Here is a 14,012-nt window from a genome sequence, read left to right as displayed (position 1 = left end):
TTGCCGTTCAGTTGCGGTGCAACTTGTGCCAAATGCGAATTTGAGCTGCCTGTTCGACGGCAATGACCGTAACCTGTCCGAGACGATCCTGACGGAAGGTTTCAGCAGGCGTCCGTTGCATGCTGGCGCAGCCCTTGAACAGCAGGAACCGGGCCATCCATTTGGCGTTTCAGCCCTTCATTTTCAGCACCTTTTCCGGGTCGACCGCAGCAAACCCGTGTGCTGCCGCGACGGCGGGGCAGGTGACTTTTCCCTGGTGGATATTCAGGCCATCGCGCAAATGACGGTCGTCGAGCAGGGCCTGCCGCCAGCCTTTGTCGGCGATGGCCAGGACGAAGGGCAGGGTGGCATTGTTCAGGGCGAAGGTCGAGGTTCGCGGCACGGCGCCGGGCATGTTGGCGACGCAGTAATGGACGACGTCGTCGACGATGTAGGTCGGCTCGGCGTGGGTAGTCGGACGGCTGCTCTCGAAACAACCGCCCTGGTCGATCGCGACATCGACCAGCACGGAGCCGGGACGGAGCTGGCGCAGTTGTTCGCGGCGGAGCAGGTGCGGCGTCGTGGCGCCGGGAATCAGCGCGGCACCGATGATCAGGTCGGCATCGAGCAGGCTGGTTTCGATGGCTTCGCCAGTGGCCAGCAGGGTCTTGATCCGGTTGCCGAAATGTTCATCGAGCCAGCGCAGGCGGTCGAGCGAGCGGTTGATGACAGTCACCTCGGCGCCCATGCCGACGGCGATCATGGCCGCGTTGGCGCCGACCACGCCGGCGCCGAGGATGACGACCTTGCCCGGCGCAACGCCCGGCACGCCGCCCAGCAGCACGCCTGAGCCGCCTTTCGGTTTTTCCAGGCAGGCCGCCCCGACCTGGATCGACATCCGGCCGGCGACTTCGCTCATCGGTGCCAGCAAGGGCAGGCGACCGCCGGCATCGCTGACCGTTTCGTAGGCAATGGCGGTAACGCCGGAGGCCATGAGCAGTTCAGTCTGGCGACGATCCGGTGCCAGGTGCAGATAGGTGAACACGGCCTGGTCCGGGCGCAGCAGACGACACTCTTCGGCTTGTGGCTCCTTGACCTTGACGATCAGTTCGGCCTGGGCAAAGACTTCGGTAGCGCTATCGGCCAGTTCGGCCCCGGCCGCCCGATAAAGTTCGTCGCTCAGCCCGATGGCCTGGCCGGCGCCCTTCTCGACGATGATCTGATGGCCGTGGGCGACGATTTCCCGGACGCTGCCCGGGGTCAGACCAACCCGGTATTCGTGGTTCTTGATTTCCCTGGGAACGCCTATTCGCATGTTCTCTCCCTGTCGTGCCGGACGATGGATTCAACCCCCTCATGATACCGGTCGCGGTCACCCATCCTGAAGGTGAAAAACTGGCTCATAATGAGCCGAAACAGTCGAGGAGAGATCATGCACCGAGAACCGAACGGTCGAGACGACGAGATGATCGCTGAAGAGGGAACATCGTTTCGCGGGTTGATCCGCTACGAACAGCAGTTGCCGGTTCGCCAGGTGTCGTACTACCTGTGCGGCGACATCCATGAGCCGCAGTACTACACCGAGTTGTTCTATACCCTGCGTTCGGCCGCCGAGACGGATCTGGTCTATATCCACCTCAACTCATCCGGCGGTGACTTCAATACCGGCCTGCAGATCATCAACAACGTGCGAGCCTCGAATGCCCGGGTGGTGACCATACTCGAGGCGCGGGCCTATTCGATGGCGGCCCTGATTTTCCTGTCCGGTGACGAACTCGTGGTGCACGACAACTGCCAGTTGATGTTCCACATTTACTCGGGAATTTTCGCCGGCAAGGGCAACGAACAGCAGGCCGAAGTGCTGGCGGTCGGCAACTGGTTCGAGAAGGTCATGAGCCGCCTCTGCTCGCCTTTCCTGACGGAAACGGAGATTGCCAACATCCTGAAGGGGTCTGATCTCTGGATGGATTCCGATGAAATCCACCGGCGGCTGATGCGCATGCAGCGGGCCCGCAGGGCAGGCGAGCGCAAGAAGAAGGACAAAGCCGCGTCGCCGGCCGGTTGAGTCGGCCTCAGCTGGCGCCTGCCCGGTGCAGCTTCTGCCACATGCTGAGGCTGAAGAAACCGAGCCCGAGCCAGATCAGCCCGAAACTGACCAGTCGCGCCATCTGTAGCGGTTCGCCGAAAATCCAGATGGCCGTCGCGAATTGCATGGTCGGGTTGATGTACATGAGCATGCCGACGGTGGCCAGGTCGAGGCGCTGGGTGGCGGCGGCGAAAGCCATGAGCGGCAGGGCGGTGATGATGCCGGCGCCGACCAGCCAGGCGGCGGTTGACGTGTCTTGGGCGGCAAAAACCATATGGCCGCTCTGTGCCATCCACAGCGCGTAAATGCCGCACACCGGCAGCATGGCCAGGGTTTCCAGCCACAGGCCGGACAGCGCATCGACCGGTACCTGCTTGCGAACCAGGCCGTAGGTGCCGAAAGTGGCGGCGAGGAAGAGCGAAACCCAGGGCAGGCTGCCGAGCGAAATGACTTCGTTGGCCAGGCCGGCGACGGCGAGGCCGACCGATATCCATTCCAGCCGGTTGAGCTTTTCCTTGAGCACGACGAGGCCGAGCAGCACATTGACCAGCGGCGTCAGGAAATAGCCGAGGCTGGAGGCGACGACCTGCTCATGGGCGACGGCCCACAGGAACATCAGCCAGTTGCTGCCGACGAGCAGCGCGGCGAGCGCCAGCATGGCGAACTGGCGCGGCGTACAGAAGACGGCGAGCACCTTGCCCCAACTGCCGCGCAGGGTGAGCAGGATACCGACGAAGACAAATGCCCAGACAGCGCGATTGGACAGCACGTCCATCGGCGAAATGTGCGAAAGCTGGCGGAAGAAGAGCGGAAAGAAGCCCCAGATGCCGTAGGCGAGCAGGCCGAAGCCGATGCCGGCCAGTTGGCTTTTGGGCTGCACTGCGTTTAGTCGCGCAGGATGTGCAGCGCCGGCGAACGGTAGTCGCGGCGGAAGAGCACGACCAGCACGACGACGGCAAAGGCGCCGAGGATGGCCGGGTTGAGCAGCCAGCCGGAGGCGGCAAGGCCGAAGTAGTAGGCCCGGATGCCGCGGTTGAAGTCGTCGCCGGCCAGGTTGTTGGCCCCGGCGACGCGGCGGGCGTACGCATCGACGCCCGGTTCGCCGGTCTTGCCGAAGGGTGCGGCGCCGACGAGGATGGACAGCAGGTTGAACTGGCGCAGCGACCAGGTGAATTTGAAATAGGCGAAGACAAACGAGGCGAGCAGCAGCATGAGCTTGATTTCGAGCAGTTCGCGGTTGCCGGCGCCGCCGAAGGGCAGTTCGGAGGTAAAGCTGAGCAGCTTGTCCGAGGCGCCGAGGGCGGCGACGAGGCCGGCGATGATGTAGATCGTGGTGTTGGCGTAAAAGGAAACGCTGGTCACCAGGTTGCCGATCAGCGTCGAGTCGGCCACCCGCAGGTCGCGCTCGAGCATGCGGTAGGCCCATTCCAGACGGTAGCGCTGGGCAGTGTGGATCAGGCCGCCGGCCCCCCAGCGGCTGTGTTCGGAATACCAGGCGTAACCGGCCCAACTGGCAAAGAAGATGGCCAGCGAGATCCAGTCGATTACTGAAAGGTGGGGCAGGGCATGCATTTGCGCATATTGCCATAGCCCATGGCGCTTGCGACAGCGTGTAAACCCTTGTTGTCGGCGACATGAACATTGATTTATGCTCAAAGTCATATTCGGGCCACATTGTCCGAAAACCGTTTCATTTTGCCGACGCGAAGCATTTTCAAGGCGTTCCATCAATGAACAGAATGCATCCGCTCACTTTGCGTTTCCATGACCCGGAAACCGAGCGTGCCTTCCTCCGGCAGCTCTTGCCGCGCCTGCGTCTACAAGGCCGGGCGGCGATCGTCGTTGGCGTTTTTGTGTACTTTGTCTATGGCGCGCTCGATCACCTTTTCGTACCGCCCAGTCAGCTCGGGCTGGTCTGGGTCATCCGCATGCTGGCGCTGGCCATACCGCTGTCGGTTCTCGTTCTGACCTTCACCACGTGGTTCGAGAAAGCCAACCAGTTCCTGCTCGCCCAGGTCGGGCTGTCGGCTTCGCTCGGCCTGATCGCCATGCTCTGGCACCTGCCCGTCGAGAGCAGCGCCTACTACTACCCCGGGCTGATGCTGGCTACGTTCTATACCTACAACCTGGTCGGCGCCCGCTTTATCCAGGCGCTCGGCATCAACGTTTTCGTCCTGCTGCTTTATAACCTGCTGTTCGGCTTCGTGAGTGCCTATCCGGATCCGATGCTGCTCAGCCAGAATTTTTTCATGGTCTCGGCCAACCTGATCGGCGGCGCCGCCGGCTACCTGGTCGAATACCAGCGGCGCCAGCTTTTCCTGCGCGAACTGCAGCTCGATCGGGAGCGTCGCCTGCACCTTCAGCGCTCGCTGCATGACCGGCTGACCGGGCTGCCCAATCGCGACCTGCTCGACGACCGGATGAGTCAGGCGCTGGCCTTGGCCCGGCGCGACTCCGAGCGACATGCCGGATTTTTTGTCGATCTAGACGGATTCAAGAACGTGAATGACCAGCTCGGGCACGAAGTAGGCGACACGGTACTGCGTGAAATCGCCCGCCGCCTGGTCGCTGCGACGCGTGAAACTGACACCATCTCGCGCCTCGGGGGCGATGAATTCTTCCTGCTCGTGCAGGACATTGGCTCCTGCGACGCGGCCGTCCATCTGGCTGAAAAGCTGATCCGGATCATTGAGGAACCCGTCGCCAGCCTCCCCGATATGCCCCCGATTAGCGCCAGCATCGGCATCTGCCTGTTTCCCCAGATGGGGCTGGAAAGTACGCCCGAGGCAATCATCCGCTGTGCCGACCTGTCGATGTACCGGGCCAAAGCAGCCGGCAAACGGGGTTACCACCTGTCCCAGTGAGATTGAAACTCCTGTATCCTGCCAGCCTTTGAAAAGCGCGGGGAACAGACATGGGACAGGCCAATAATCGGGGTTCGCAGGCAGAACGCATCGCTCAGGCGCAAGCCAAACTCGAGTCGACGCGCCCGGAAAAGCTGGTCTGCAATGGCTGCGGCGGCGATGTGACGACCATCAACCCGGTCAGCACGCGCGGCCTGCGCGGCATCGAAGCGATCTGGGTCGGCCAGTGCGAATGCGGCCAGACCACCTTCGCCGCCTCAGGTGAGCCGAAAGCCGTCGAAGCCTTCTTCTTCGCCCTCAGCGAAAACACCGAACTGACGCTCGGCCGCCAGGACAAGGACGGCGCCGGGCACGAAACGGCCTGATCAGGATTTCATTTTTGGCCGGTTTTTCCGGTTGACCGTGGAAGTCTTGCTGTCGGTTGGAGTTCAGGCCACGCCGGCGCTGTGCGCCTGCTCGTCGGCCCAGTAGCTGGATCTGACCATTGGCGCGCAGGCGGCGCCGGTGAAGCCCATTTTCTTCGCCTCTTCTTGATACATCTTGAAGGTGTCGGGGTGGACGTAGCGGGTGACCGGCAGGTGGTGGCCGGACGGCGCCAGATACTGGCCGATGGTCAGCATTTCGACATCGTGGGCACGCAGGTCGCGCATGACGTCGAGGATTTCCTCGTCAGTTTCGCCGAGGCCGACCATCAGGCCGGATTTGGTTTTGACGTTCGGATAGCGCGCCTTGAACTGCTTGAGGAATTCGAGCGAGTGCGTGTAGTCGGCGCCGGGGCGGGCCTGTTTATAGAGGCGGGGCACCGTTTCCATGTTGTGGTTCAGCACGTCGGGCAGGGCGCCGCCGAGGACGTCGAGGGCGACTTCCATGCGGCCGCGGAAGTCGGGGACCAGCGTCTCGACGGTGGTCGTCGGCGACAGTTTGCGGACATTGCTGATGACGTCGACGAAGTGCTGGGCGCCGCCGTCGCGCAGGTCGTCGCGGTCGACGCTGGTGATGACGACGTAACGCAACTTCAGCGTGGCGACCGACTCGGCCAGTTCGCGCGGTTCGTCCGGGTTGGGCGGCAGGGGTTGACCATGGCCGACGTCACAGAACGGGCAGCGCCGGGTGCAGATGTCGCCGAGGATCATGAAGGTCGCCGTGCCGCGGCCGAAGCACTCGCCGATATTCGGGCAGGCGGCTTCTTCGCAGACGGTGTGCAGCTTCTTTTCGCGCAGCATGGTCTTGATTTCGCCGAAGCGGCCGGCGCTGTTGCCGGCCTTGACGCGTATCCACTCGGGTTTACGCAGCGGGGTGTCGACCGGCACGATCTTGATGGGGATGCGCGCGGTTTTGAGTTCGCCTCTTTGCTTGACGCCTTTTTGTTTCACGCTGCCTGCGTTGTCTGCCATTTCTATTTATCCAGTTGCTGTAGCAAGTGTTGATAGCGTTCTCATCCGCTTCTCCGATTTGGTCTGGCGGCAAGTATCGGGTACGAACTCAATTGATGAAAACGGGCTGCACCGACAGCCCGTCTCATGATTCAGAAATTAATACCAGGACTCATCGTCATCGGTTTTCTTGCGGCCATCGATTACCTTGACCCGAACGGCCTCCTCTCGCAAGAAGGTAATTATTTCCCATATTTCGCTTTGGCTTAAGGCTTCGCCCCAAGCCCCCATTTGGGTATTCGGGCGGCCCTTGGTAATCGTGTCAAACATGAATTGGTCCGAGTTTGCCCCACCCGGCGCCCAGGCACCCCGGACAAGTTGTGGGCACTTGCCGCCATGCCCCCTGGTGTTATGGCATTGCTGGCAATTTCGACCAAACAATTCCTCCCCCTTTCGCGCTTTCTCCGCGCTCCCCGCGAATGGATTGGCGGAGGCGGCAGGTGTTGCAGAGTCTCCGGAGGGGACGCCAAATGCATGGGCAATGCTGGCAAGGCCCAGTGCCATGATCATTGCGGTGACTGATAGCAGTCGTTTTCCATGAAATGCCTGGGTTGACCACTTTTGAATGAGTTGTTTATCCATCTGTAGCTTCTAGAGAGTGATTGAGATTTTGGGAAAAATGAGCGTCACTGGACATGCGTCCGGGCAATTCCGTGGCGGCGCAGGATGCTGTCCAGTGATCCATCCGAGCGCAGGTGAGCAAGCGCCACATTGAGGTTGGCTTTCAGGTCGGCTTCGCCGCTCCGCATGGCAATGACAAAGCGTGTCTCCAGTTCGGGCGATGGAAGATGCTCATCTCGAATGGCATTTGGCCAGAGCTCGAAGCCTCGTTGCTCGGCACTCGCCAAGGCTGGGAGCCAAAGGACTGCTGCGTTCACGGCGCCCTCCGATAGGGCGTCTAACAGGTCGCGGTTATTGCCGTAGGGAATTCTGTTGAAACGTTGTTTGTGAAGGTACATATCGGCCGGTGTGGCGGTAACCACGCCAACCCGCTGGGCTCTTTGAGCATCATCAAGTGTCCTGACGTTGCTCCCCTTTGCGGCGACGAGTACATAGCCCGTAGAGAGGTATGGTTCTGAGGTTTCCAGGTGTTGTTCGAGCACATCCTCATTCGCTGTGCCATTCACCGGGATGCCAAAAAACAGATCGCAGTTGCCTGGCTTCATCGCCATGCGCAGAGCCCTGCCTAATCCGCCACGTTCGGGAATCGCGATCCAAGATATACGCACTGGGCGATGGAGGAATTCTCCAAGGCGGCGCGACATTTCTGCATCAATTCCTCCTCCATTCGAGGACGAAAACGGTGCGTTGTCATCGGACAAACACGCCACCAGTTCGGGCATGGTCCCTGTTTTTGGCGCATCGCTGGCATATGCATGTGATAAACACAGGGCGAAAACCAGCATCAGCGCGTAGGACGCCGAAAATTTCATCTTGTTCATTTCCAGACTCCTGAGCGCGCCCCGGGGAGGGCGCGCCATCCATATTGCTTATTTTTGAAGAGCGAAGACCATCATGCCGCCGCCCCGGTTCTGGTGTTTGAACAACTCGCCATAGACCAGCGGCCACAAGCTGCCGCCCCCTGGCCCATAGACAATCGCAACATATTGCTTGCCATCGACGTTGAAGGTCGTCGGGTTGCCGTGAATGCCGGTGCCCACGTTAAATTGCCACAGCGTCTCACCGGTGTCGTCACGCATCGACGAGAAATAACCTTCTGCATCACCCGAGAAAACGAGGCCGCCGGCGGTGCTCAAGAGGCCGCTGGTTGCCGGGGTGCTTTGGGGGCGGGACCAGGCGACCTTGCCCGTTGTCGCATCAAATGCCTTGACGCCGCCGGTATAGGGGTTTGCCTTCAGGACCTTGGAAGACAAGAACCACTCGCCTTTTTTCCAGCTCATCTGTTTGGCTTGGATGTCCATTGAGCTGTCGATAAACGGCACATAGAGGAACTTTGTCAGCGGGCTGTAGGATGCCGGGTGCCATTCCTTGCCACCATCCAGAATCGGAGCGATATCGGTGACCACCTTGTCGTAGCTTGGCACCTTGTCCGGATTGACGATCGGGCGGCAGTTGTCCTTAAAGCCGGTAACCCAGTTCACCCGGGCGATCGGAACCACCCAGTTGCACTTGCCGCTATCCCTGTTGATCGAATAGACGTGGCCGTTGCGATCGGCATGCAGCCATACCTTGCGTCCCAGTTCGTCGTCGATCAGGATGGTTTCGTTATTTCCGTCGTAGTCCCACGAGTCGTTCGGGGTGTATTGGAAATGGTGCTTGATTTTTCCTGTGTTGGCATCGAGGGCAAGCGTCGAATTGCTGTAGAGGTTGTCCCCGGCCCGTACCCGTGGATCAAAGTCCGGCGTGGGATTGCCGACCCCCCAGAAAATCGTCTTGGTCTTCGGGTCGTAGTTGCCGGTCAACCAGGCCGCTGCTCCGCCCGTCTGCCAGGAGTCGTTCGCCCAGGTTTTGGCCGCAGGGTCGTTGGCGCTCGTCGGGCGTGTCTTGGTTTGCCAAATGATCTTGCCGGTATCAGGATCAAGCGCCGTAATCTTGCCAACGTTGCCCCCAACGTCTGCACCGGAGTTGCCGACCACGATCATCCCGTTGGCGACCAGCGGCATTGACGTGTAAATCTCACCTGTTTGGTAGTCGCCCAGTTTGACATCCCAAACGACACGCCCAGTCGTGTTGTCAAGAGCAACCAGATGCGTATCCAGGGTGGCCATGTAAACCATGTTCTTGAACACTGCTACACCACGGTTAACTGCTTCGCAGCACAAACGGGCCCCCAGGTCTCCGGGTAGGGAGCGCTCATACTTCCAGCGCATGCGGCCGGACTCTCCATCCAGGGCGAAAACCTTGTTCTGGCTTGCCGTGACATAGATTCGGCCATTGACCACCATTGCCTGGCTGTCCTGTGCATCATTGACGCCAAACGAAAGATTCCACACCGGAACCAGCTTGCTGACGTTTTCGCGGTTGATCTGGCGCAGTTGGCTGAACCGTGTCCCCTGGTAGTCCTTGCCGTAGTGGAGCCAGTTGTTTGCATCCTTGTCGGCGTTTAAAAGCATGTCTTCCGAGACGTAGTTGGGGCGCCACTTGAACGTGGCCTCCAAAACGTTGACGCCTAACGGCGGCTCTGGATCGGCCGAGCCCTTTTCATCTGCAGCAAAGACAGTATTTGCAAGAGACAGCATGGCTGTAGCGGCACTGATAACCAGGCTCTTTGCAAGTATCCTTTTCACGGATCTGTGTTGCATTAATAATCTCCTCTTTCCTCTGATTTTCAACCAGCAGCCAAGTCCGCCGGCCGTACGAGTTCAATACCCGTAGCTGGTTTTAGCGAGTTCCATGCCACGCATAACAGGCCGTTAACAGGCCTGTTTTTGGCGCTTTTCAGCGAATTAAGTGACATCTGTATCTGCTATTACAGGGAAATGTGTGACATGGGATACATCTGTCACAGTCGCGTTCCCGGGGGCGAATCAGGGCACAGAGAGGAATTCTCCACGGACGTTTCGGCCGCGATAGCCTGGAAGTTGCCTGAAAGACAGCGCAGGAACGCTTGCTTGCCATGGTGAGGCAGCAAGCGCCGTGCGCGGGGGGTATGGGCCGGCGCGCAAACTCGGCCGCACCTGCCAGAGGGGGCTGGGGGACGACGGGCGGGCGTCAGCCATGGGCTGCGAGGTAGCGGCTTCGCCCGCCCATGCGTCGCTTTGCCGGGTAACTCGCCAAGCTTTTGGGTTTGTCCGTCAGCGGTGGCTTGGTGAACCGATTACCCCATCCGTCGGCGATGACGGATCTCCACTATAGAGTTTCTTCGGCATACGTCCGGCAAGGTACGCTTCGCGCCCAGCCTGAACAGCATTTTTCATTGCCTTCGCCATCAATGGCGGATTTTTCGCACTGGCAATTGCAGTGTTCATAAGTACTCCTGCGCATCCCAGTTCCATGCCAATGGTGGCATCTGACGCGGTGCCAACACCGGCATCGACAATGACAGGCACTTTTGCATTGTCGATAATGAGCCTTAAGTTCCACGGGTTTAGAATCCCCATGCCCGAACCGATCAAGCTGGCGAGAGGCATAATCGCGACACAGCCCAACTCCTCCAGACGCTTGGCCTGGATGGGGTCGTCAGCGCAATAGACCATGACCTTGAAACCATCCTTGACGAGGATGCTAGCGGCTTCAAGAGTGGCTGGCATATCAGGGAATAGTGTCTTGCCATCGCCCAGGACTTCGAGTTTTACCAGGCTATGTCCGTCGAGAAGTTCCCGAGCAAGTCGCAGTGTGCGTACTGCGTCCGCCGCCGTGTAACACCCGGCGCTATTCGGCAATAGCGTGTAGCGGGAAGGCGGCAGGAAATCGAGCAGTGATGGCTGGCTAGTATCCTGACCGATATTGGTACGACGAATGGCAACGGTAACTATCTCGGCACCGCTGAGATCAATTGCCGCTTTTGTTTCCGCAAAGTCCCGGTACTTGCCCGTTCCGACAAGCAAGCGCGATCGGTAGCTCTTGCCTGCAATGATCAGAGGATCTTCCATTATTGATTCACCTAGCGTTCCAGAACGTTTCAGCCACCACCGACAGCAATGACAATTTCGATACGGTCGCCATGAATCAACGTCGTATCTGAATGCTTGCTTCGGGGAACGATCTCGCCGTTGCGCTCGACAGCGACGCGCTTTCCCGCCATTCCGCGCGCGGCCAGCAAGGCGGCAACTGAGGTGTCAAGGGGAAAGAGGGCAGCTTCGCCGTTGACCGTGACAACTTGACTTGCCTCTTGGCATTTAATCGCGGACATGCAATACCTCACTAAACTGCAGGGCGCGCGATCTTGTTACCAATTACCTCGGATGCGTAACCGAGAAGTAGCCCGGCAACCCACGAAAGAATGACGAATACGATGCTTTCGTCTATTTTGCTCCCCGAGCCAAAATACGTTGCCGCACCCAAGAACGCTGCTGGTGTGTATGAAAAAATGCCAACTTCTGATATCAACACCAACACGAAAGCCAGGATCGCGACCAACAGCATAAGTATCACCAGGCCGTTCCCAGACTGACCGACGCCATACATGGTGAGCGCAGTCAGAACGATGCCAGCCGTGCTGGTGGCAAGAGGTTTGACCAAGCCGGTGCGGCCCCCTCCGGCGGCAAAAAAAGCAGCCCAGGCGACGAAACCGATCCATGGATAGAGTTTCAGTTCGGGGTGTCCGATGCTGACGTAAACCCAGAAAGCGACGAGCAGCGCGATGCTTGTTCCGAGTGCGTGGGTAATTTTCATTTTATGTCTCCTGTTGAAATAGGTTTATTCAGTGTCAGAAAAATGCTTCGGAAGTGCGATGAGGCGGCTGTTGCAATGGCGGGACGGGTGTTGAATCAGGAATAGATTTTCGCCCCCGCCTTCACGAACTCCACCGACTTCACCTCCATCCCCTTCTCCAGCGCCGCCGCTTCATCCAAGCCCTGCTGCGCTGCAAACTCGCGGACTTCCTGCGTGATCTTCATCGAGCAGAAATGCGGGCCGCACATCGAGCAGAAGTGGGCGACCTTGGCCGATTCCTTGGGCAGGGTTTCGTCGTGGAACTCGCGCGCCTTGTCCGGATCGAGGCCGAGGTTGAACTGGTCGTCCCAGCGGAATTCGAAACGGGCCTTGGACAGCGCGTTGTCGCGGATCTGGGCGCCGGGGTGGCCCTTGGCGAGGTCGGCGGCGTGGGCGGCGAGTTTGTAGGTGATGATGCCGACCTTGACATCGTCCTTGTCGGGCAGGCCGAGGTGTTCTTTCGGCGTGACATAGCAGAGCATGGCCGTGCCGTACCAGCCGATCATGGCGGCGCCGATGCCGCTGGTGATGTGGTCGTAACCCGGGGCGATGTCGGTGGTCAAGGGACCGAGGGTGTAGAACGGGGCTTCGCTGCACTGATCCAGTTGCAGGTCCATGTTCTCCTTGATCATGTGCATCGGCACATGACCGGGGCCTTCGATCATGACTTGCACATCGTGCTTCCAGGCGATCTGGGTCAGTTCGCCGAGGGTCTTGAGTTCGCCGAGCTGAGCTTCGTCGTTGGCGTCGTAGATCGAGCCGGGACGCAGGCCGTCGCCGAGGCTGAAGGCGACGTCGTAGGCCTTCATGATTTCGCAGATGTCCTCGAAGTGGGTGTAGAGGAAGCTTTCCTTGTGGTGGGCCAGACACCACTTGGCCATGATCGAACCGCCACGGCTGACGATGCCGGTCATCCGGTTGGCGGTGAGCGGCACGTAGCGCAGCAGCACGCCGGCGTGGATGGTGAAGTAGTCGACGCCTTGTTCGGCCTGTTCGATCAGCGTGTCGCGGAAGATTTCCCAGGTCAGGTCTTCGGCCTTGCCGTTGACCTTTTCCAGCGCCTGATAGATCGGCACGGTGCCGATCGGCACCGGGCTGTTGCGGATGATCCATTCGCGGGTTTCGTGGATGTTCTTGCCGGTGGACAGGTCCATCACGGTGTCACCGCCCCAGCGGATCGACCAGGTCATTTTCTCGACTTCTTCCTGAATGCTGGAGCCGAGGGCCGAGTTGCCGATGTTGGCGTTGATTTTCACGAGGAAATTGCGGCCGATGATCATCGGCTCGCTTTCCGGGTGGTTGATGTTGTTGGGGATGATGGCGCGGCCACGGGCGATTTCGCTGCGGACGAACTCCGGGGTGATTTCCTCGGGAATGCTGGCGCCGAAGTTCTGGCCGGGGTGCTGGCGGCAGAGCAGGGCCGCCATTTTTTCGCCCATTTTTCCGGTTGACCGTAGGGATTCGATGTAGGCGCGGCGATTGTTGTTTTCGCGGATGGCGACGTATTCCATCTCCGGCGTGATGATGCCTTGGCGGGCGTAGTGCATCTGGCTGACGTTCTGGCCGGCCTTGGCTCGACGAGGGGCGCGTATATGTTTCATGCGCAGCCCACCAAGCTCCTTATCGGCAAGGCGTTTTTGCCCGTACTCTGATGAAAGACCCGAAAGGATTTCAGTGTCACCTCGCTCTTCAATCCAGTTCTCTCGCATGGGAGAAAGCCCTTCAAGAAGATTGATATCCAACAGCGGATCAGTGTAAGGACCGGAGCAGTCATAGGCATAGATAGGCGGGTTTTTTTCCCCACCAAATTCGCTGGATGTATCCGATTGATGGATTTCGCGCATCGGAACCCTGATGTCACTCCTCGAACCCTGGATATAGACCTTCCGAGAACCGGGGAACGGTGTTACAGCCATCGCTGAAACCTGGTCAAAATCATTGACGAAACTGTTGATGAAGCCTTCCCCACTCGCGTTCATTTCTGCCATCTCCATATCACTTGATGCTGAATTTTGACGGGATGCCCCGCCATCAATGGCAATTGAGCCTTGCCCTTCACACTTCGAGTGGTCAGCAAAAGCCATGCCCGAGACATGCCGGGAGGCCATTCGTTTTTTTACGGTGCAGATTCCGTACTAGGCGCTAGCGCGCCCGGGAACGCCTTCGTTGCAGCAAGCGCCTCGGTGCTTATCAAGAGGAATGTGAGCCGGGAGGGACGAGGGCAGTTATATCAATCCTTAAAGCCTGCCCTGAAATCTGGTCTTTTCGTCGCAGCCTTTAGACAACTGTCGCTGCTGGAGATGTCGCAAAGCTACA

15 protein-coding genes are annotated in these 14,012 nt (G+C 59.3%); 3 read left to right on the top strand and 12 right to left on the bottom strand.

Annotated features, from left to right (window positions below):
* Window positions 1-7 precede the first annotated feature (7 nt).
* Both KI613_RS14400 and ald read right to left on the bottom strand, forming a co-directional pair.
* Window positions 8-157: a hypothetical protein gene (locus KI613_RS14400; RefSeq protein ID WP_226400653.1), complete on the bottom strand. Its 150-nt coding sequence runs from the start codon at window positions 155-157 to the stop codon at window positions 8-10.
* Window positions 158-169: 12 nt separating this feature from the next.
* The gene (gene ald / locus KI613_RS14395) at window positions 170-1,294 is read right to left on the bottom strand and encodes an alanine dehydrogenase (RefSeq protein ID WP_226400651.1); all 1,125 of its coding nucleotides are present in this window, start codon (window positions 1,292-1,294) and stop codon (window positions 170-172) included.
* A gap of 117 nt (window positions 1,295-1,411) precedes the next feature.
* On the opposite strand from ald, the gene KI613_RS14390 reads away from it, so the two are divergent.
* On the top strand, window positions 1,412-2,044 hold the full coding sequence (locus tag KI613_RS14390) for a Clp protease ClpP (RefSeq protein ID WP_226400649.1): 633 nt from the start codon (window positions 1,412-1,414) through the stop codon (window positions 2,042-2,044).
* Window positions 2,045-2,051: 7 nt separating this feature from the next.
* Here KI613_RS14390 and rarD read toward each other — a convergent pair whose 3' ends face one another.
* Both rarD and KI613_RS14380 read right to left on the bottom strand, forming a co-directional pair.
* Window positions 2,052-2,945, bottom strand: a complete 894-nt coding sequence (gene rarD, locus KI613_RS14385; RefSeq protein WP_226400647.1) for an EamA family transporter RarD — start codon at window positions 2,943-2,945, stop codon at window positions 2,052-2,054.
* A 5-nt stretch (window positions 2,946-2,950) separates the two neighbouring features.
* Complete coding sequence (locus KI613_RS14380) at window positions 2,951-3,637, bottom strand: DUF599 domain-containing protein (RefSeq protein ID WP_226400645.1); 687 nt, start codon at window positions 3,635-3,637, stop codon at window positions 2,951-2,953.
* A gap of 158 nt (window positions 3,638-3,795) precedes the next feature.
* On the opposite strand from KI613_RS14380, the gene KI613_RS14375 reads away from it, so the two are divergent.
* Together KI613_RS14375 and KI613_RS14370 are read left to right on the top strand one after the other, a co-directional pair.
* Window positions 3,796-4,929 (top strand): GGDEF domain-containing protein, encoded by a 1,134-nt coding sequence (locus KI613_RS14375; protein WP_226400643.1) that lies wholly within the window; start codon window positions 3,796-3,798, stop codon window positions 4,927-4,929.
* Window positions 4,930-4,979: 50 nt separating this feature from the next.
* Window positions 4,980-5,294, top strand: coding sequence for a hypothetical protein (locus KI613_RS14370; protein WP_226400627.1), 315 nt, complete (start codon window positions 4,980-4,982; stop codon window positions 5,292-5,294).
* A gap of 63 nt (window positions 5,295-5,357) precedes the next feature.
* Here KI613_RS14370 and lipA read toward each other — a convergent pair whose 3' ends face one another.
* The 8 genes from lipA to thiC all read right to left on the bottom strand — a co-directional run bounded on the left by lipA (window position 5,358) and on the right by thiC (window position 13,675).
* On the bottom strand, window positions 5,358-6,323 hold the full coding sequence (gene lipA / locus KI613_RS14365) for a lipoyl synthase (RefSeq protein ID WP_226400625.1): 966 nt from the start codon (window positions 6,321-6,323) through the stop codon (window positions 5,358-5,360).
* Window positions 6,324-6,461: 138 nt separating this feature from the next.
* A complete protein-coding gene (locus KI613_RS14360) occupies window positions 6,462-6,944 on the bottom strand; it encodes a c-type cytochrome (RefSeq protein WP_226400623.1) in 483 nt (160 codons plus the stop codon).
* A gap of 44 nt (window positions 6,945-6,988) precedes the next feature.
* Window positions 6,989-7,804, bottom strand: coding sequence for a substrate-binding periplasmic protein (locus KI613_RS14355; protein ID WP_226400621.1), 816 nt, complete (start codon window positions 7,802-7,804; stop codon window positions 6,989-6,991).
* A 48-nt stretch (window positions 7,805-7,852) separates the two neighbouring features.
* Window positions 7,853-9,625 carry a methanol/ethanol family PQQ-dependent dehydrogenase gene (locus tag KI613_RS14350; protein WP_226400619.1) on the bottom strand — a complete coding sequence of 591 codons (1,773 nt, stop codon included), beginning with the start codon at window positions 9,623-9,625 and terminating at the stop codon, window positions 7,853-7,855.
* Between the two features lie 492 nt (window positions 9,626-10,117).
* A complete protein-coding gene (locus KI613_RS14345; RefSeq protein WP_226400617.1) occupies window positions 10,118-10,915 on the bottom strand; it encodes a thiazole synthase in 798 nt (265 codons plus the stop codon).
* A gap of 29 nt (window positions 10,916-10,944) precedes the next feature.
* Window positions 10,945-11,175: a sulfur carrier protein ThiS gene (gene thiS, locus KI613_RS14340; RefSeq protein ID WP_226400615.1), complete on the bottom strand. Its 231-nt coding sequence runs from the start codon at window positions 11,173-11,175 to the stop codon at window positions 10,945-10,947.
* An 11-nt stretch (window positions 11,176-11,186) separates the two neighbouring features.
* On the bottom strand, window positions 11,187-11,657 hold the full coding sequence (locus KI613_RS14335) for a DUF1097 domain-containing protein (RefSeq protein ID WP_226400613.1): 471 nt from the start codon (window positions 11,655-11,657) through the stop codon (window positions 11,187-11,189).
* 95 nt (window positions 11,658-11,752) lie between these two features.
* The gene (thiC, locus tag KI613_RS14330) at window positions 11,753-13,675 is read right to left on the bottom strand and encodes a phosphomethylpyrimidine synthase ThiC (RefSeq protein ID WP_455424129.1); all 1,923 of its coding nucleotides are present in this window, start codon (window positions 13,673-13,675) and stop codon (window positions 11,753-11,755) included.
* Window positions 13,676-14,012: the final 337 nt, after the last annotated feature.

Origin of the sequence: Ferribacterium limneticum (assembly GCF_020510585.1) — a bacterium.
In the GTDB taxonomy this organism is placed as follows: domain Bacteria; phylum Pseudomonadota; class Gammaproteobacteria; order Burkholderiales; family Rhodocyclaceae; genus Azonexus.
This window is presented reverse-complemented; position numbering and strand designations above follow the sequence as displayed.